Below are 17388 nucleotides of genomic sequence, written 5' to 3'. Positions count from 1 at the left end.
TTTAGGAGTGCTTTTTGTTTTTTAATTTAATCTGGTAAGGATAGTAGATATCAAATTTGTAATAATGTGGTAAAATATAATCAGGTTATTTTTGAAAAATTATGAAAATATAAATAGGGGGATTTTTCATTGAGAAAGCTGTTAATGACAATGCCATTAATAGGGATACTGTTAGTAGGTGAAAAAGCGATATTTGAGATCATTATTTTAACTTTAATCGCAATACCATTGAAAACTGTAAAATTCAAACAGGATATGGATATGTATAACTTTATTATTACTAATAAAGTTGATAAGAATTTATTTAAACCTGTTACGCCAGTGTTAAATACGAATCGTAATTCAGAAATTGTTACTAGATCTATGGAACATAAATCAATTGAACATTAACAATAAGTTTAACAAGCAAAAGCCATAAGGAAGTTAAAGGGTTAAATTAAGATCCTTAGGAGAAGGAAGGCTTCGTGCCAACTTTGTGCCAACTGAATTTGAAAAGCATTGAAATAGTTTAAAAATCAATACATGGAAAACCTTGAATTAACAGAGTTTTTACATCTATTTAATATGTTATGAAAGTCTTCGTTAATCAAGTTCGAGATGGAAGGTTCAATCGGTTAATAAAGAAAAGCCTTGGTGTAAGACTGCACCAAGGCTTTTTTGTGTTTACATGCTCGTAAGTGAACGATTATTCAACCTTTTTAAAACCGAACTTTTCAAACGTATTTAATGTTTCTTCTTTTTGCAAATATTTATAGAACTGCTCTGCTTCTTTTCTATGAGAAGTCTCTTTTATTACTCCGACTGGATAGATGATAGGCGAATGAGTATCTTCTTTAGCAACAGCTGCTACTTTGACTTTAGAAGAGATCATCGCATCAGTCTTATAAACGATACCAGCATCGACATTACCCGTTTCTACGTATGTAAGCACTTGGCGAACGTCTTTTGCGTAAACGATTCTTTTTTCAACTTCTTTTAATAACTCCAAATTTTCTAGCGTTTCTGTGGCGTATTGACCTGCTGGAACCGTTTCAGGAGTACCAATCGCTATTTTTTTTACCTTTATCAAATCTTCAAAACGCTTGATGTTTTGTGAGTCTTTCCCAACGACTAAGACAAGTTCATTTCCTACAAGATCAGTTCCTTGTTCCTTTTCAATGAGGCCTTTTTTAACAAGCTGGTCAAATTTATCTTCTGCTGCAGAGAAAAAAAGATCAACAGGTGCACCATTAGAGATTTGCTGTTGAAGGGCACCAGAGCCTCCGAAATTATAAGTGATGCTGACATTCGGATTTTCTTTTTCATATTGGGTCGCAATTTTATTTAATACATCTTGTAGACTGGCTGCAGCTGAAATTGTTAATTCTACATTAGATTCTTTTTTGGCTGACTCTGATGATTCATTTTTTGAGCATGCAGATAATAATGTTGCAAACAAGCAGATTAGAAGTAAAATTGTATAACTTTTCTTCATCTTCTCTCTCCTCACTTAACTTTTGTTTTTTTAGTGTCAGGTAAGAATATATAGAAAAAAGACGCCCGATTGGACGTCTTTTTTGCGTATATTGCGGCGAGAGACAGCACTCCACATAGTGCATTGCCAAAAGGCGCGTCAATCTCGTCTTATGCAATTAGCTCATCGCTAAATTAGTATACCATCTCTTTGCGTTAATGAGAAGAAGAGATTATAAAGACTTCAAATGGTTCGCTTTTTTATATACGAAAAAGATATAATGCAATCAACCATAACTTTAAAGAAGGAGCTTATGTGATGAACGAAATTATAGAAACAATATTAGCTCACCGATCGATTCGAAAGTTTAAAGACAAGCCGTTAGATGATGAAACGGTTGAAACACTTGTACAATGTGCTCAAGCTGCGTCTACTTCAAGCTATCAACAAGTTTGTACGATTATTGGAGTAGAAGACCGGGAAAAGAAAGAAAAACTAGCTGAGCTTGCGGGTAATCAGTCTTATGTTGCAGATAATGGATATTTCTTTGTTTTTTGTATGGATTACAACCGTCATACAATTGCAGCAAACATGAAGACAATAGATATTCAAGAAACCATCCAATCCACTGAAGCATTTATCGTAGGAACGGTGGATGCCGCTCTTGCTGCACAAAACCTATCTGTAGCGGCAGAGTCTCTCGGACTTGGTATCGTTTATATAGGGGGAATTCGTAATCAACTGCAGGAAGTTTCAGCGTTGTTGGATTGCCCAGACCATGTACTTCCGTTGTTTGGGGTAGCGGTAGGGTATCCGGACGCAGAACCTGGGAAAAAGCCTCGTTTACCGATGGAAGCGGTTTTCCATAAAAATCAATACCAAAATTCTGAGGAAACAGAAGCTCTCCTAGATCAGTATGAAAAAGAAACTGCTGCATATTACACAGAAAGAACGGGCGGAAAACGTACAGAAGGCTGGGTCACGCAGATCACAGCGTCGATGGTGACTCCTAAACGAACGTATATGAAAGAATTTGTCCGATCAAAAGGATTAAATAAATTGTAACTCACAGGCAGGTGACTTCAAAGAATGATGAAAATCGGTGTAACAGGCTGGGGAGATCACGATTCTCTTTATCCAGATGGTACTCCTGCAAGAGAAAAGCTTGCTGTATATAGCGGCCACTTTCCTGTTGTAGAAGTTGATTCTTCCTTTTACGCGGTACAGCCTGTCAAAAACTATGAAAAGTGGGTAGCTTCTACACCACAGGATTTTTCGTTTGTTGTAAAGGCGTATCAAGGGATGACGGGACATTCAAGAGGCAAGCTGCCTTTTGAATCTGTCAAAGAAATGTATGAGGCGTTTATAGAGTCTATTCAACCTGTCATCTCGTCAGGCAAGCTTGAAATGGTCTTGTTTCAGTATCCACCGTGGTTTGATTGTAAGAAAGAAAATGTCCAGATGCTTCGCTATGCAAAAGAAATGATGGGTGATATTCCTTTAGCTCTTGAGTTTCGTAATCAAACCTGGTTCAGTGATGAAATGAAGGAGAAGACGCTTCAATTTATTAGGGAAGAGAATTGGATTCATACAATTTGTGATGAACCTCAAGCCGGACAAGGCTCGATTCCAATCGTCATGCACACAACCTCGGAAAAGACACTTGTTAGGATGCATGGCCGAAACGTTTATGGTTGGAACAACCAAGGTCAACCGAACTGGAGAGAAGTACGTTATCTATATCGTTATAATGAGACAGAGCTTCAAGAATGGAGGGAGCGCATACAACAGCTTTCTTCAGAAACGAAGGATCTAACCATACTTTTTAACAATAATTCGGGTGGAGATGCTGCCGATAACGCGAAGCAGATGATTGAACTTCTGGATATTCAATACGACTTTTTGGCTCCAAGGCAATTGGATCTTTTCTGAGTTTTCCTTATATTACAAATCCATTTCAAAAAGAAGGAAACGATTCATTTTTCAAGGTAGACTGATATACTAATAGGGTGAACGAAATATCGTGAACTGGATAAAGAAAGTGGGGATCACTTTGAATTTCAAAAAATTGATTCAGATGATGTACTGCTTACAAATTGCCTTTATCATCAGTGGCGTTTACTTATTATGTGTCTACATATATATCAATGATGCGAAGCGCATACAGTTCTTATCCTTGGTCTTATGCATTAATCTTATTTCATTAAAAATAACAAGAGATCGTTTTAAAGCATAATGAAACACCCTCTGCCATTTTGGCAGAGGGTGTTGTCGTTTTATTGCAAATGTCGATATATTTCATTTTTCGCCGATATATTTGAAAAGTTGCCGATATAAATGATTTTTGGCCGATATATTTCAAATCTCGCCGATAAAATGCTCTAAATCATTTTTAAAAGTGCTTTTCGCCCTTGCATACCAACTTCAATACCTTTTTCTTTTGCTTCAAGAGTAATAGATTCTAAAGGTGCATCCAGCAGCTGTTCGATTGTTCTTACTCCAACAGCGCGTCCTGCGATAATTTTACGGTCTGCTAACTTTTCGTTTAAAAGAGCTACGTCAAGTGCCCCACACATGATATATCCATTGTCGTTGAATACAGCCATAAAATTCGTTTTTGGCAAACGAAGGGTGACAGCGGTAAACGGATGTCCTTCGATTAAGATCGGGTTCATCTCTAACATGCTTCCACTCCTTTCTTCACTATTATTTTTATGTGTATAGAAGGGAAAAAGTGTTAGGTGTTGAAGCTATTTTTATGACTTTTCGTATGATACGATTAAAAGAAAAATAGGAGGCGATGAGGGATGAAACAATATCTGGATTTTCTTCAAGATATTCTACATAACGGTACGAAAAAAGAGGATCGGACAGGCACGGGGACCGTTTCTGTGTTCGGTCGTCAGATGAGGTTTGACCTACAGAAAGGCTTTCCGCTTGTTACGACTAAAAAGCTGCATTTAAAATCGATTATTCATGAATTGCTTTGGTTCTTAAAAGGCGACACAAATATTGCTTATTTAAAAGAAAACGGTGTACGGATTTGGGATGAGTGGGCCGATGAAGATGGAAACCTAGGGCCTGTTTATGGACATCAGTGGCGCTCATGGTCTGCTCCGAACGGTGAGACGATCGATCAGATATCAAACGTAATTGAAGACATCAAGAAGAATCCAGATTCAAGACGATTAATCGTCTCTGCATGGAATCCTTCTGATATTCCGAATATGGCGCTGCCCCCATGTCATTTATTGTTTCAATTTTATGTTGCGGATGGAAAGCTCTCCTGTCAGCTTTATCAGCGCTCAGCAGACAGTTTCTTAGGTGTGCCTTTTAATATTGCGTCATATGCTTTGTTAACGATGATGGTGGCTCAAGTGACCGGACTTAAACCAGGAGAATTCGTTCACACTGTTGGGGACGCACACATCTACACCAATCACCTTGAACAAGTAGAGCTGCAGCTCACTCGTGAGCCAAAGCCGCTTCCGAAGATGAAGATTAATCCAAACGTGACGAGTATTTTTGATTTCACTTACGATGACTTTGAGCTTGTAGACTATGAGGCGCATCCACACATTAAAGGCGTGGTGAGCGTATGATCTCGTTTGTTGTAGCGATGGATGAAAATCGCGCGATCGGTAAAGACAATGATCTACCGTGGTACTTGCCTAACGATCTCAAGCATTTTAAAAACGTAACGATGGGAAAGCCGATCGTGATGGGTCGTAAAACATATGAATCCATAGGAAAGCCTTTGCCTGGTCGAGAGAATATCGTGGTAACAAGAGATGAGCAGTATCAAGCTGAGGGAACGACGGTCGTTCATTCTGTCGACGAAGTCATTCAAAAAGAAACAGAAGAACTATGTGTGATCGGGGGAACGGAGATCTTTAAGCTGTTCATGCCTGTTGCAGATCGCTTGTATGTCACAGAGATCCACCACACCTTTGATGCTGATACGTTTTTTCCAGAAATCAATCGTGAGGAATGGAAGGAAGTTTCCCGTAAACCAGGTGTTGTAGATGAAAAGAACAAATATCATCACGATTTTGTAGTCTACGAAAAAAATTAAAACCATAAAGTTTGAATGAGCCCCCCTCTTGTCTGCATACATATGTATATGTAGATAAAGGGGGGTTACCTTTTGCTTAAGCGTAGAAAAATGAAACTTCGAAAAGGGCCACTTCCATTCCGATTTGTACTATTGATCTCATTTATTCTGTTTACATTTATAACGATTCAAGGGCTATGGCTTGTAAACAAAGGGATCGAACCAACACTTATGTTGATTGCTCAAAAGAAAACGGAAGAAATCGCCGCACTTGCAATAAGTGAAGCGATCGACAATGAAATTTTAGGGCCTTCGGAAATGAATGACATCATCGAATATAAGACCGATACAGAAGGAAATGTCGTCTTTGCTGGAATCAATCAGAGTGTAGTCAACCAGGTTGCCAACCAGTCACAAAAAGTCGTTCAAAAATACCTGAAGGAAATAGAAGAAGGAAAAGCACACGAAGTAATAACCAATGATGAGTTAGGAATAACAGCCTATAAGAACGAACCGGGTGTTATTATGGAAATACCTCTTGGGCAAGCAACAAGAAACTCTCTCCTAGCTAACTTAGGGCCGAAAATTCCTATAAAATTTATGTTGATTGGTGAAGCGAACACAGATATCGAAGAGAAAATAGAGAATTCAGGGATCAACAATACGTGGATCAATATTGATATTGTAGTCACAGTGAAAACGAGGATCGTTATTCCTTTTGCGACAGAAACGACAGTTGTAAAAAGACCAATAAAGATAACAGCACAGTTTATTAAAGGGGAAGTCCCTGTCTATTATAATCAATCTGGAGATCCTATTCAGCCGACTGTGCCGATTACACCAGACTTAAAAGAAAAGGAATCTCATGATGAATTGGAGCCTTCTGAAGATAGTCCATCAGAAGACACAAGTGGGGAAGAAGCAGCAGAATAAATATATTTCCTTCATTTAACAAATCCTGTTTAGGTTGACCATTCGTCCTAGTTTGTTATAATTGAAATTGAATTTAAAATTTTATATGTCTTTAAGCCTATCACCGATGGGGTAGAGGAGCGGATTTTATAAGTACTTTTTCAGAGAGTGACGTCTGTGAAGAAAAAGGAAAGGAACTTCCGCCGAAGCAAAAGTAAACCGTCTGTTCACTTTTGCTGGGTTTACACTAAACAAGTGTAAAACTGTCACTGCTTGGGAATTAAAAGCAGTGGAGGACTACTGATCGATGAGGAAAACCATAAATTACTTAAGTGATTGATAGCAGGTTATTTCCTTGTCTATTGATCGCTTTTTATTTTGTCCTTTTTTCCTCAACGTCCTGTAAGAACTCCTCAATATCGATGGCTAAATAAAAGAAGGAGGAACATCATGGAATTTGAGAATTCGATTTATTCGTTAATACCACCCGTATTGGCAATCTTGATGGTTGTTCTAACACGAAGAGTGTTAGTCTCATTAGGAGCTGGGATCCTAGCGGGAGCCCTATTGCTTCACGATTTTAGTATTGTGGCTACACTGAAAGAAATTGGTACGATTGTGAAAGGGCACTTTATTTCAGACGGTGCATTAAATGAGTGGAATGTTTATATTCTTCTGTTCTTATTAATCTTAGGAATGATGACGAGCATTATCTCTTTAGCAGGTGGAAGCCGAGCTTTTGGAGAGTGGGCCATTTCTAGAGTGAAAACGAGAAGAGGTGCACAGCTTTTAACGGTTGTGTTTGGACTCGTCATTTTTATTGATGACTATTTTAATTCGTTGGCTGTCGGAAATGTAAGTAGACCTATTACTGACCGACATCGCATCTCGCGTGCGAAACTGGCATATTACCTTGATTCAACTGCAGCGCCAGTGTGTGTAATCTCACCTGTTTCAAGTTGGGGCGCGTACATTATCGGTATTATCGGAACGATCTTTGCTACACATGAGATCACAAATATGTCTGCGTTTAGTGCTTTTATTCAAATGATTCCAATGAATTTTTATGCAGTGTTTGCGTTAATCCTAGTATTTGCTGTAGCGTATTTTCAACTTGATTTTGGACCGATGAAAAAACATGAGGAAACAGCTCTTGCTACAGGAGAAGTGATTGCAGCTGATAAAAAAGCTGCAATCGGAGAAGGTATTAAGCTCGAAGAAAGTGACAAAGGAAAAGTAGGAGACCTTGTTTGGCCAATCGTAATCTTGATTATTTCTACGGTTGGATTCATGATCTATACAGGTATTCAAAATGTGAAGGGGCTAGAAGAACCAACGGCCATCACACTTTTATCTATTTTTGAGAATACCGATGTACCAAAATCATTAGTATATGGTGGTCTGCTTGGTTTAGCTTCTGCTATATTGTTCTTCCTTCCAAAGAAGATGGGTGCTGCATCCTTAGGAAAAGGACTGGGACGCGGTATTCAGTCTATGATCGGTGCTGTTACGATCTTGCTTTTTGCATGGACGATCATCTCTATCATCGATAGCTTAGGAACAGGGACGTATCTAGCAGGGTTAGTTGATCAGCATATGAATTTAGCTTATCTGCCGTTTGTTCTTTTTGTACTGTCAGGGCTAATGGCTTTTGCGACAGGAACTTCATGGGGTACATTTGGAGTAATGCTGCCGATCGCAGCAGAAATTTCAGCTTCTACAAATATTGAGTTAATGCTTCCTGTTCTTGCTGCAGTACTAGCGGGATCTGTTTTTGGTGACCATTGTTCCCCAATATCAGATACTACCATCCTTTCTTCAACAGGAGCGGGAAGTCATCACATTGATCACGTCATGACCCAGCTTCCTTATAGCCTAGTGGCTGCTGGAGTGTCTGCCGTTGGTTATCTTGCCCTTGGGTTCACAGAAAGTGTTTGGGTCGGCCTCTTCGCATCTGCTATAATATTTATCTTAGCGCTCTTCATAATTAAAAAAGTATCTAGTAAAAATAGCATTAGTGATCAATCTTTAAAGGCTTAATTTTTGAAAGTGTCTGGTAGTTAACCAGGCACTTTTTCTTATATTTATACGACTTTTTCCCCCTTATTCCGACAAAATAACTAAAAACATTTTGACAGGTTTTCATGTTTTGTAATATACTGAACACAGAATTATCAGAAAAAAGTAACAATTGTAAACTTTTCGACTTCATAAAAAGGGGGATACAACAATGGAAAATAGGCAGCAATGGGGAAGCCGCTATGGGTTTATATTAGCAGCGGTCGGCTCAGCAATCGGCCTAGGCAATATCTGGAGATTTCCAGCAGTTGCTTATGAGAACGGTGGAGGAGCATTCTTCATCCCATATCTTATAGCACTTTTAACGGCAGGGATTCCCTTACTAATCCTAGAATTTACGCTAGGTCATAAGTACCGTGGATCTGCTCCACTTTCTTATTTCCGACTTCACAAAAAAGCGGAGTGGCTAGGATGGTGGCAAGTATTTGTAGCGTTTGTTATTTCTACTTATTACGCGGTTATCATCGCTTGGGCCATTAAGTATTCTATTTACTCATTAAATTTAACTTGGGGAGACAAGCCTTCTGACTTCTTCTACGGTGAAGTCCTTCAATTAAGCAAGACGCCTGGTGACTTGGGTGGTATCGTACCAGGTATTCTGATCGCACTTCTAATCGTGTGGGTCGTTACACTTCTTGTTCTTTATAAAGGTGTATCGAAAGGAATCGAGCGTTTTAACAAAATTTTTATTCCAGCTTTAGTTATTATGTTTACGTTAATTGTTATTCGTGCCGTAACGCTCGATGGAGCTGCTCAAGGTTTGAACACATTCTTCACACCTGATTGGAGCATGATGAATAATGGTAAGGTGTGGGTAGCAGCTTACGGTCAGATTTTCTTCTCATTATCGATCGCATTTGCAATTATGGTAACGTACTCAAGCTATCTGCCTAAGAAATCAGATATTAACAATAATGCATTTATTACAGGTTTCGCAAACTCAGGATTCGAACTACTTGCAGGTATTGGTGTATTTGCCGCTTTAGGATTCATGGCGATGCAACAAGGTCTGCCGGTTGATGAAGTTGTAAAAGGCGGAATCGGACTAGCCTTTGAAGTATTCCCAGCAATTATTAATGAGTTCCCAGGCGGAAATGCCTTCTTTGGAACAATCTTCTTCTTAACCCTTGTATTCGCTGGTATGACATCGTTGATCTCGATCGTTGAAACGTATGTGTCTGCATTACAAGATAAGTTTGGCATTTCTAGAACAAAAGCTGTATTGATGGGTGGAGGAGTAGCATCTGTTATCTCATTACTTTTCGCTACAAAAGGCGGACTATACATGCTTGATATCGTGGATTACTTCATCAACAACTTCGGTATCACTTTAGCAGGTCTTGTAGAAGTAGTCATTGTTGCTTGGTTCGTCAGACAATTGGCTGGACTTCAAAACCATGCGAACGCCATCTCTGACTTACGAACAGGTTTATGGTGGAAGGTTTGTCTAGGTGTGATCACACCAATCCTTCTTGGTTACATGATGTTTGATAACATTAAACAAAACCTTGCAGAAAACTATGAAGGTTATCCTACAGAACTGATCCTTACGTATGGTGTAGCCGTGGCAGTTGGCGTAATCGTACTCGGCATCGTACTCGGTCTAGTGAAGTGGAAATCTGAAGTGGCAGTAGAGAAAAAGGAGGTCAGCTAATATGACAGGCAGTGCGATTACAATGATGGTGATTGGCATGGTTATCCTATGGGGCGGCCTCCTAGCGAGTATTGCAAACGTGGTTCGCGTTTCGAGAAAGAAATAAAGGGTGAAGCTGGTTCTTCAATTGAAGAATCAGCTTTTTTCTTATGATGGCGCTCGTAAACCAGAGCAAGGCTCGAGATTTACGAGCGCCATATAAAAAAGAAGCCCTCAAGCTTCTTTTTCAACTTTGCCACCATTTATCTTATCTTCGCCTGTTGCTAATGCGCTCCTGACGTTCCCATGCTTTTAAATAAGGGTATGGATCGAATGCCCATTCCGTATATCCGTTGTCACGGTACATACCAAAGTGCAAATGAGGAGGGAATTTTCCTGATGTTCCTGGAGGACCGTAGCCTGAGCTGCCCACATAACCAAGCACAGTTCCGGGTTCGACGATAGATCCTTTTTCAATTGTTTTATTAAAGCTGCCTAAATGGGCGTAATAATGATACACATTATTGATATCACGGACACCGATTCTCCATCCGCCAAAACGGTTCCATCCTTTAATTTCAACAATTCCGTATGAAACGGCTTTTACCGGAACTCCATAATCTGCAAAGATATCTGTGCCTTCATGGATACGTAATCCACCAAAGCCGCGTCGGTCTCCCCAAGTGCTTCGGTAACTATAGTTTGATCTTAATGGAACGATAAAGCTGTGTTTGTCTAGAGAAACGGTTCCATAGGTCTCATAGATCTTCGCGTTTTCCATAATAATATCCACGGCTTTATCACGCTGGTAATAGCTCCAAAGGCCGATTCTGAAATTCTCTATATCATGCCCATGCTTTTGAATGATCTCACTAAATGTATATAAAATATCTTCATCGTTGTTTCGATCTGCAATTCCGTCGTTGTTACCGTCTTTTCCGATGCCACCAAACATAGAAATACGTTCAGGGTTCGTATCGTCCATAGTAGGGTTGATCGGTCCAGACCATTGTAAAGGAGAAAAGTAAATGCCGACTAATCCTTTTCTGGCAGGTAGATCTCTTCTCGCTTTTCTCACGCTTCTTTCATATTGGTCTACGCCTGCAAAGTAGTGCCATGGAATGAGAGTAACGGACTCCATTTTTTTATAGAGGCTAAGCCTTTCCACATCTTCTTTCGTATATCGCTCTGCGGCCGTGCTCCTGCTTTCTGGAAGAAAGGTTATTAGAAGGGCTGTCAGAGTGAGGAACAGGACTGAAAATTTCCTCATGCGTCCCAATCCACTCCTTTCTTATCATTTATCTATAGTTTGTTGAAGTTAAGAAAAAACATGAAGGAAAAATGTTGGAAAAAACTCATGTTTGGAATTTTACCCTGTCGTATGGTAGAGTATTGAGGGGACAATAATGTTTAAGTAGAAACTAAAATACGAACGTTCATTATACGAAAGACCAAGAAAATTTGGGGTGATGATGATGGCAAAGAAAGAAGAATATGTACGTAAACCCGAGTGGTTAAAAATAAAGCTAAACACGAATGAAAATTATAAAGAACTTAAAAAAATGATGCGTGAGAAAAAGCTACATACGGTATGTGAAGAAGCAAAATGTCCAAATATCCATGAATGTTGGGCTGTTCGAAAAACGGCTACTTTCATGATTCTTGGAGATATCTGTACACGTGCTTGCCGTTTTTGTGCCGTTAAAACAGGATTACCGACAGAACTTGATCTACAAGAGCCAGAACGCGTTGCAGAATCTGTTGAGCAAATGGGTTTAAAACACGTTGTAATCACAGCGGTTGCGCGTGATGACCTTAAAGATGGCGGTGCTCATGTATTCGCCGAAACCGTTCGTGCTGTACGTGCTCGTAATCCATTCTGTTCCATCGAAGTCCTTCCATCTGACATGTTAGGTGATTTTGATGCACTGAAAACATTGATGGATGCAAAACCAGATATTATGAACCACAATATTGAAACGGTGAGACGTCTTTCTCCGAGAGTTCGTGCACGTGCTACGTATGACAGAACAATGGAGTTCTTGCGTCGTGCAAAAGAAATGAATGCTAACATCCCAACTAAGTCCAGTCTAATGATCGGGTTAGGTGAGACGTGGGATGAAATTGTAGAAACGATGGATGACTTACGTGCAAATAACGTAGATATCATGACGATCGGTCAATATCTACAACCTACTAAGAAACATTTAAAAGTACAAAAATACTATACACCAGATGAGTTTAAAGAGCTGCGTGATATCGCGTTCTCTAAAGGATTCAAGCATTGTGAGTCTGGACCGCTTGTGCGTTCTTCTTACCATGCTGATGAGCAAGTAAACGCAGCTGCACAAAACAGCTAAAAAATAAGAGAACCAGAAGCAACGATCTGCTTCTGGTTTTTTATTTGCCTTCCATTTCACTACGCATATTGTTTGTTTCGCCGTTCATCTCACCGTTTTCATTTTCCCCATAGTTCCACTTCTTACCTTGAGGCGCTTTTTTCATTTGTTGGATTAACGTGTCCATGATGCCTTCGATCTGTTCCGTATCATTATTTAGTGATTGATATTGTTCGATCTTATCAATCATTCCTTTTTCGTCAGATACGTAGACGTGATAATATCTTGGAACGACAGAGAATCCAGTCATCTTTACTTGGTCAGCAGCTGCGTTTCGATCCTTGTTTGTTGTTTTGTAGCCGATCAGTACCTCTTCATCCGTAACTAATGTACCGACATCTTTAATATCCGGTAGTTGAAGGACCATATCAGAGATCATATCAGCAAGCTTTTGGCGATTTAAGTATGGAACCGCATTTCCTGTTTTTACTTTGTCCCCCGACATATGACGCATATATCCAAAGTCCCCATAGTTCATGTTGTTGCCAATTCGATTCTCATCTTTTACATTGGTTTTAGAAAATTTATATTCTTGTCCCATCTTTTTCTGATCACCGCCGCCGCATCCAGCGAGCATCAAGCATATCAATAAGAACATTCCTAATTTTTTCACAGGTGTTTCACCTCCTTATTCTATAGAGTGCCTTAAATGGGAAGATCTTTACGAAGAAATTGTTGGCTGAAACGAGTACAAGCATGGTAAAATAAGTATCAGGAAACGAGGTGAAGCATTTTTGATTACAGTTGGTAATTATTCCTATGAAGTGATTGAAGATGTACGAGAAGCCTTTAACGAGGAACAATTTAAAGCGCGCTATAGTGAAATATTACATAAATACGATTATATTGTTGGTGATCTCGGTTACGAACAGCTTCGACTTCGTGGATTCTTTGAAGACAATCATGAAAAGGCTACGTTTGATACGAAGATCAGTACACTGCCGGAGTACATTTACGAATATTGTAATTTCGGTTGTCCGTATTTTGTAGTCAAAAAAGTAAACCCCTGAGAAAATTCAGGGGTTTTTCTTTGTCTTAGCGATGATCTTAAATTTGACGTAAAGGCTATTAAAAAGTCACCAAGGTTACTTTACGAGCCTCTAGAATCTTCATAAGGCTTTTCCGTATGATATTCTGGATCATCGTGTGTGGGATGAGCACCAGGATCTTGTCTTTCCAGACCTTCATGAAGGGTTTTGTTTTCATAGTTAAAGGCACTATAATAACGCTGTTCTTCTCTCCAAGGAGTCGATTTTCCTAAAGCTCTCTTGATTGGAGAGCCGTACGGACCTTCAGGTAAATCCTCAGGAAGTACGTAATTACGACCAGTCTCTACATTCGAAAAATCGGTATATTGTTCTTTTTCTTTTTCGAACAAAAAAACCATCCTCTCTTCGGTCATTTTAGGATAAGAAAAGTATCCTTATCTAAAGTGTCTCCAAGAAAGCATGATTCTTTTTTGGTACATTTTGATTACATCTTAAACAACTTCAGCTAAAAATTCACGAAGCTCCATCGCGTCTTCTTCAGTTAGATTAAACGCGTGTTCTAAATAGCCCTCTTCTTCTAGGTCATCTTGACCGATGATGGCATACGTACTGCCTAACATGTTCAGAACTAAAGCTTTACCGTAATGTCTTGTTGTTTTGGTGATGGCAAGATCAAAGCGAGTATTTCGTCCCATGAAGCTTACAAAGCGCGTTTCTGTTGTTTCTTTATCATCATATAAGAAAAATGTTTCCTCGTTCATTTTGTTCCTCCTTCGTACTAAGCAAAATTTAAATTTTGAGTCCATATGATTGCTCTTACTTTATGTTACACTTTACTTGAGAAACTTACAAAAGGTGATGACTATGTATTTTGTTGATCGAAAGAAAATCAATGAACATTTAGTGTATATGAATGAGTTAATCCATACGTTCAAGGAAGTAGCAGCCCCAGAAAATAAGCTTGAAACACTTGTGGTGGAAAGAATCGGACATATGTTGATCGAATCGATGATGGACGTTGGAAATATGATCATTGATGGATTTATCATGCGCGATCCAGGAAGCTTTGAAGATATCCTTGATATCCTGATTGATGAAAAGGTAATCCCAAATGATGAAGCACTATCTCTAAAGGAAGTGGTGAACCTTCGTAAATCACTTGTTCAAGATTACACTTCGGCTGATAGTAAAATCATATACGATACAATCGCTTCAAAAGAGAAAGAACTTTCAGCATTCCCAATACATGTAAGACGGTATTTAGAGGAAGAGTTGGGGCCAGTTTCTGCATTTTTACCTGAATAAGGATAAGTAGAGTTTTTATACATTTATATTTAAAAATGTACGTTTACCCTTATTTACGATAAAATGGTGACAAAGGATGGTGATGACCATGAAGAATCACACCTCAACCCGTGATGAAATCATCTATCTTTTAAAAAGAAATAAGAGGATGACAGTTACGGAAATGGCGAAATCCCTAGGAATAACCGAAATGGCGGTTCGTCGTCATCTCAACACATTAGAGCGCGACCATGTGATTGAAACGACTCTTGTGCGACAGGCTATGGGAAGACCAATTCATTTTTATCATCTTACAGCAAGCGGTGACGAACAATTTCCACGTAACTATTCAGGACTTACCGTAGATTTTTTAAAAGATATAGAAGAAGTGAGTGGCACAGAAACAATTGATGAATTGTTTAAGCGTCGTGAAAATCGTCTTCAGGATAGATACAAAGAACGAATGAACACACTCACAGAGTTTGAGCAAAAAGTAAATGAACTGTCGAACATACAAAATGAAGCGGGTTATATGGTGGACTGGGAAAGAGGCGAAGATCCAGGAACCTACGTATTAACAGAGTACAATTGCCCGATAGCTAAGGTAGCGAATGAATATCAGCAAGCCTGCTCTTGTGAACTTTCGCTGTTTAAGCGCATGCTTCAAACAGATGCCGTTGAGCGAAAGACGTGCATGGCAAAAGGCGGAGATTATTGTTGCTATGTGATAAAAGAAGAAAAGCAAACATCTGAAGTCTAAATCGCTTCAGGTGTGTTTTTTTTTGAAGTGGGTAAAATGAGAAGGTACATAAAAGGAGAGAGCATAATGAAGGCATATAAAGGATTCTTGATCGACTTGGATGGAACGATGTATCGAGGGACAGAACGAATTATTGAGGCCGTTGATTTTGTTAAAAAACTAAACGAAAAAAATCTTCCCTATTTGTTTGTGACCAATAATTCTTCTAAAACAAAAAAGCAAGTGGCAGATGTGCTTGCAGGGTTTGATATTCCAGCTTCAGCAGAGCATGTGTATACGACGAGCATGGCAACTGCCAATTATATTGCAGAACAAAAGAAAAATGCGACTGTCTATTGTATCGGTGAAGATGGAATAAGAGAAGCGCTTCAAGAGCAAGGACTGCAACTTGTTGAAGAGAACCCTGACTATGTTGTGGTCGGAATCGATCGCTCGATCACATACGAAAAATTAGCAAAAGCATGCCTAGCAGTCCGTAACGGAGCAACTTTTATCTCTACAAATGGCGATATTGCACTTCCAACAGAAAGAGGACTTCTGCCAGGAAACGGCTCACTAACTTCTGTCATTACGGTTTCTACGCAAACAGAACCGACGTTTATCGGTAAGCCTGAGTCCATCATCATGGAGATGGCGTTAGAAACGCTGGGAACGAAAAAAGAAGAAACACTCATGATCGGGGACAACTATCAAACAGATATATTAGCTGGTATTCGTGCCGGGATAGATACTCTGCTTGTGCACACAGGAGTCACAACTAAGAAACACCTTGAGGAAATTGAAGTGCATCCAACGTATACCGTTAACGGATTGGATGAGTGGGAGATCAATTAAGCTAATTACGAAGTTGCTCTTAAAAGTGGTTGATTTCCGTTTCAGGATGCTCGCTTTCCGCGGGGCAGGCGGTGAGCCCCTTGCCGCTATGCGCCCTTAATGGTCTCACCTGACCGCTTGTCCCGCAGGAGTCTCGCACCTTGCACTCCAACCAACTTGCCAAGGAAGCCAAGTTAACTGAATGACTTACTAATAGTTAAGAACTGATGCAGCTTTTTGTTTCAGCGTACTTGCTTTTCCCGATGGAGACTATGTAGCAACAACCAGTTAATAAAAAATAAAAAAGGCTTAAGTCTAAGAGGATCCTCTTGTTCTTAAGCCTTATTTTTATTCTTCATTTGCTGCACGATGTGCCAATCTGCTCGATGCTGCAGCTGCAATAGCACCGACTATGTCATCTAAGAAAGTGTGAACCATACCTGTAGACTTATCATTAAGCTTTTCTAGAATACCCGGTTTTTGTTTATCGATGAATCCATAGTTGGTAAAGCCGATCGAGCCATATATATTTACGATTGAGAGTGCGATCACTTCATCGATCCCATAAAGACTTTCGTCGCGAGCCAATATTTCCTGAAGCGGCTGCTCAAGTTTTTTCTGTTCCGCTAATACATCAAGCGCTATGCCTGTAAGAATGGCATTCTGAACTTCACGTTTTGCGATGACTCTCTCAACGTTTTCTCTACATACATCCATTTTAAGATCAGGATGGTAGGGGACTTGGAGAAAATAAACAAGTTCAGCAATATCGTTTACCGTAACGCCCCGTTCGTTCAGCTGTTTGCGAGCAGTTTCTTCGACTTTTTCCACTTTTTTGTTTGGCATCCTTGTACTCCTTTTCTCTGTTAGTCTCCTTAGCTTTGTATAGTATATGTTTTCATAGTAAAGTTATGAATTTATAAAAAGTACTAACCACTTCGCCTATATGGGCATACAATGTTGTATCCAATCATGCGGTGGTGTGAAAAGATCGACCGCTGGAAAGCTGAAG

21 protein-coding genes and 1 riboswitch are annotated in these 17388 nt (G+C 39.5%); of the genes, 14 read left to right on the top strand and 7 right to left on the bottom strand.

What is annotated here, in order from left to right; genetic code table 11:
* Positions 1 to 129: 129 nt before the first annotated feature.
* Positions 130 to 390 carry a hypothetical protein gene (locus tag IHV10_RS16850; protein ID WP_197132099.1) on the top strand — a complete coding sequence of 87 codons (261 nt, stop codon included), beginning with the start codon at positions 130 to 132 and terminating at the stop codon, positions 388 to 390.
* 295 nt (positions 391 to 685) lie between these two features.
* On the opposite strand, the gene modA is transcribed toward IHV10_RS16850, so the two are convergent.
* Positions 686 to 1474, bottom strand: a complete 789-nt coding sequence (gene modA / locus IHV10_RS16845) for a molybdate ABC transporter substrate-binding protein (protein ID WP_197132097.1) — start codon at positions 1472 to 1474, stop codon at positions 686 to 688.
* Between the two features lie 297 nt (positions 1475 to 1771).
* Between modA and nfsA the strand changes: the two genes are divergently transcribed.
* Together nfsA and IHV10_RS16835 are read left to right on the top strand one after the other, a co-directional pair.
* Positions 1772 to 2518 carry an oxygen-insensitive NADPH nitroreductase gene (gene nfsA / locus IHV10_RS16840; protein WP_197132096.1) on the top strand — a complete coding sequence of 249 codons (747 nt, stop codon included), beginning with the start codon at positions 1772 to 1774 and terminating at the stop codon, positions 2516 to 2518.
* Positions 2519 to 2542: 24 nt separating this feature from the next.
* On the top strand, positions 2543 to 3385 hold the full coding sequence (locus IHV10_RS16835) for a DUF72 domain-containing protein (RefSeq protein WP_197132093.1): 843 nt from the start codon (positions 2543 to 2545) through the stop codon (positions 3383 to 3385).
* 449 nt (positions 3386 to 3834) lie between these two features.
* Here IHV10_RS16835 and IHV10_RS16830 read toward each other — a convergent pair whose 3' ends face one another.
* Entirely contained in the window at positions 3835 to 4137 is a 303-nt protein-coding gene (locus IHV10_RS16830; RefSeq protein ID WP_066397323.1) for a YunC family protein, read from the bottom strand.
* Positions 4138 to 4260: 123 nt separating this feature from the next.
* Here IHV10_RS16830 and IHV10_RS16825 point away from each other — a divergent pair, with 123 nt between their 5' ends.
* The 6 genes from IHV10_RS16825 (at position 4261) to IHV10_RS16800 (ending at position 10258) form a co-directional block, all read left to right on the top strand.
* Positions 4261 to 5055 (top strand): thymidylate synthase, encoded by a 795-nt coding sequence (locus IHV10_RS16825; RefSeq protein WP_197132090.1) that lies wholly within the window; start codon positions 4261 to 4263, stop codon positions 5053 to 5055.
* The gene (locus tag IHV10_RS16820) at positions 5052 to 5528 is read left to right on the top strand and encodes a dihydrofolate reductase (protein ID WP_197132086.1); all 477 of its coding nucleotides are present in this window, start codon (positions 5052 to 5054) and stop codon (positions 5526 to 5528) included. Before IHV10_RS16825 ends, IHV10_RS16820 begins: the two co-directional genes overlap by 4 nt.
* 72 nt (positions 5529 to 5600) lie before the next feature.
* Positions 5601 to 6440: a sporulation protein YunB gene (gene yunB, locus IHV10_RS16815; protein WP_197132083.1), complete on the top strand. Its 840-nt coding sequence runs from the start codon at positions 5601 to 5603 to the stop codon at positions 6438 to 6440.
* Positions 6441 to 6544: 104 nt separating this feature from the next.
* Positions 6545 to 6727: riboswitch (Lysine riboswitch) on the top strand.
* Positions 6728 to 6869: 142 nt separating this feature from the next.
* Positions 6870 to 8459: a Na+/H+ antiporter NhaC family protein gene (locus IHV10_RS16810; protein ID WP_197132080.1), complete on the top strand. Its 1590-nt coding sequence runs from the start codon at positions 6870 to 6872 to the stop codon at positions 8457 to 8459.
* A gap of 190 nt (positions 8460 to 8649) precedes the next feature.
* Positions 8650 to 10152 carry a sodium-dependent transporter gene (locus IHV10_RS16805; protein ID WP_197132077.1) on the top strand — a complete coding sequence of 501 codons (1503 nt, stop codon included), beginning with the start codon at positions 8650 to 8652 and terminating at the stop codon, positions 10150 to 10152.
* Between the two features lies 1 nt (position 10153).
* Positions 10154 to 10258, top strand: coding sequence for a methionine/alanine import family NSS transporter small subunit (locus tag IHV10_RS16800; protein WP_137791787.1), 105 nt, complete (start codon positions 10154 to 10156; stop codon positions 10256 to 10258).
* Between the two features lie 141 nt (positions 10259 to 10399).
* Here IHV10_RS16800 and IHV10_RS16795 read toward each other — a convergent pair whose 3' ends face one another.
* Positions 10400 to 11401, bottom strand: coding sequence for a M23 family metallopeptidase (locus IHV10_RS16795; protein ID WP_197132075.1), 1002 nt, complete (start codon positions 11399 to 11401; stop codon positions 10400 to 10402).
* Between the two features lie 205 nt (positions 11402 to 11606).
* On the opposite strand from IHV10_RS16795, the gene lipA reads away from it, so the two are divergent.
* Positions 11607 to 12491 carry a lipoyl synthase gene (gene lipA / locus IHV10_RS16790; protein WP_197132073.1) on the top strand — a complete coding sequence of 295 codons (885 nt, stop codon included), beginning with the start codon at positions 11607 to 11609 and terminating at the stop codon, positions 12489 to 12491.
* A 40-nt stretch (positions 12492 to 12531) separates the two neighbouring features.
* On the opposite strand, the gene IHV10_RS16785 is transcribed toward lipA, so the two are convergent.
* Positions 12532 to 13143, bottom strand: a complete 612-nt coding sequence (locus tag IHV10_RS16785) for a YhcN/YlaJ family sporulation lipoprotein (RefSeq protein WP_197132071.1) — start codon at positions 13141 to 13143, stop codon at positions 12532 to 12534.
* A gap of 121 nt (positions 13144 to 13264) precedes the next feature.
* Between IHV10_RS16785 and IHV10_RS16780 the strand changes: the two genes are divergently transcribed.
* Positions 13265 to 13540, top strand: a complete 276-nt coding sequence (locus IHV10_RS16780) for a YutD family protein (RefSeq protein ID WP_066238928.1) — start codon at positions 13265 to 13267, stop codon at positions 13538 to 13540.
* A gap of 80 nt (positions 13541 to 13620) precedes the next feature.
* Here the strand turns inward: IHV10_RS16780 and IHV10_RS16775 are convergent, their stop codons facing one another.
* Entirely contained in the window at positions 13621 to 13917 is a 297-nt protein-coding gene (locus IHV10_RS16775) for a hypothetical protein (RefSeq protein WP_225218678.1), read from the bottom strand.
* A gap of 93 nt (positions 13918 to 14010) precedes the next feature.
* Entirely contained in the window at positions 14011 to 14280 is a 270-nt protein-coding gene (locus IHV10_RS16770; protein ID WP_197132069.1) for a DUF3055 domain-containing protein, read from the bottom strand.
* Positions 14281 to 14383: 103 nt separating this feature from the next.
* On the opposite strand from IHV10_RS16770, the gene IHV10_RS16765 reads away from it, so the two are divergent.
* The 3 genes from IHV10_RS16765 (at position 14384) to IHV10_RS16755 (ending at position 16397) form a co-directional block, all read left to right on the top strand.
* Complete coding sequence (locus tag IHV10_RS16765) at positions 14384 to 14824, top strand: DUF86 domain-containing protein (RefSeq protein WP_197132067.1); 441 nt, start codon at positions 14384 to 14386, stop codon at positions 14822 to 14824.
* 82 nt (positions 14825 to 14906) lie between these two features.
* Positions 14907 to 15563, top strand: coding sequence for a helix-turn-helix transcriptional regulator (locus IHV10_RS16760; protein ID WP_231619599.1), 657 nt, complete (start codon positions 14907 to 14909; stop codon positions 15561 to 15563).
* Positions 15564 to 15629: 66 nt separating this feature from the next.
* Positions 15630 to 16397: a TIGR01457 family HAD-type hydrolase gene (locus IHV10_RS16755; protein WP_197132063.1), complete on the top strand. Its 768-nt coding sequence runs from the start codon at positions 15630 to 15632 to the stop codon at positions 16395 to 16397.
* A 327-nt stretch (positions 16398 to 16724) separates the two neighbouring features.
* Here the strand turns inward: IHV10_RS16755 and IHV10_RS16750 are convergent, their stop codons facing one another.
* Entirely contained in the window at positions 16725 to 17222 is a 498-nt protein-coding gene (locus IHV10_RS16750) for a phosphatidylglycerophosphatase A family protein (protein ID WP_066397286.1), read from the bottom strand.
* Positions 17223 to 17388 lie beyond the last annotated feature (166 nt).

Source organism: Fictibacillus sp. 5RED26 (assembly GCF_015903895.1).
Classification (GTDB): domain Bacteria; phylum Bacillota; class Bacilli; order Bacillales; family Fictibacillaceae; genus Fictibacillus; species Fictibacillus phosphorivorans.
This window is presented reverse-complemented; position numbering and strand designations above follow the sequence as displayed.

Excerpts from the sequence above, each read along its gene's own strand:
- IHV10_RS16810 (WP_197132080.1), top strand. The coding sequence starts at position 6,870 with ATGGAATTTGAGAATTCGATTTATTCGTTAATACCACCCGTATTGGCA.
- IHV10_RS16820 (WP_197132086.1), top strand. The coding sequence starts at position 5,052 with ATGATCTCGTTTGTTGTAGCGATGGATGAAAATCGCGCGATCGGTAAA.
- IHV10_RS16835 (WP_197132093.1), top strand. The coding sequence starts at position 2,543 with ATGATGAAAATCGGTGTAACAGGCTGGGGAGATCACGATTCTCTTTAT.
- IHV10_RS16755 (WP_197132063.1), top strand. The coding sequence starts at position 15,630 with ATGAAGGCATATAAAGGATTCTTGATCGACTTGGATGGAACGATGTAT.
- IHV10_RS16775 (WP_225218678.1), bottom strand. The coding sequence starts at position 13,917 with ATGGTTTTTTTGTTCGAAAAAGAAAAAGAACAATATACCGATTTTTCG.
- IHV10_RS16795 (WP_197132075.1), bottom strand. The coding sequence starts at position 11,401 with ATGAGGAAATTTTCAGTCCTGTTCCTCACTCTGACAGCCCTTCTAATA.
- IHV10_RS16805 (WP_197132077.1), top strand. The coding sequence starts at position 8,650 with ATGGAAAATAGGCAGCAATGGGGAAGCCGCTATGGGTTTATATTAGCA.
- IHV10_RS16750 (WP_066397286.1), bottom strand. The coding sequence starts at position 17,222 with ATGCCAAACAAAAAAGTGGAAAAAGTCGAAGAAACTGCTCGCAAACAG.
- IHV10_RS16760 (WP_231619599.1), top strand. The coding sequence starts at position 14,907 with ATGACCATGAAGAATCACACCTCAACCCGTGATGAAATCATCTATCTT.
- IHV10_RS16770 (WP_197132069.1), bottom strand. The coding sequence starts at position 14,280 with ATGAACGAGGAAACATTTTTCTTATATGATGATAAAGAAACAACAGAA.
- IHV10_RS16825 (WP_197132090.1), top strand. The coding sequence starts at position 4,261 with ATGAAACAATATCTGGATTTTCTTCAAGATATTCTACATAACGGTACG.
- IHV10_RS16830 (WP_066397323.1), bottom strand. The coding sequence starts at position 4,137 with ATGTTAGAGATGAACCCGATCTTAATCGAAGGACATCCGTTTACCGCT.
- IHV10_RS16765 (WP_197132067.1), top strand. The coding sequence starts at position 14,384 with ATGTATTTTGTTGATCGAAAGAAAATCAATGAACATTTAGTGTATATG.
- IHV10_RS16800 (WP_137791787.1), top strand. The coding sequence starts at position 10,154 with ATGACAGGCAGTGCGATTACAATGATGGTGATTGGCATGGTTATCCTA.
- lipA (WP_197132073.1), top strand. The coding sequence starts at position 11,607 with ATGGCAAAGAAAGAAGAATATGTACGTAAACCCGAGTGGTTAAAAATA.
- nfsA (WP_197132096.1), top strand. The coding sequence starts at position 1,772 with ATGAACGAAATTATAGAAACAATATTAGCTCACCGATCGATTCGAAAG.
- modA (WP_197132097.1), bottom strand. The coding sequence starts at position 1,474 with ATGAAGAAAAGTTATACAATTTTACTTCTAATCTGCTTGTTTGCAACA.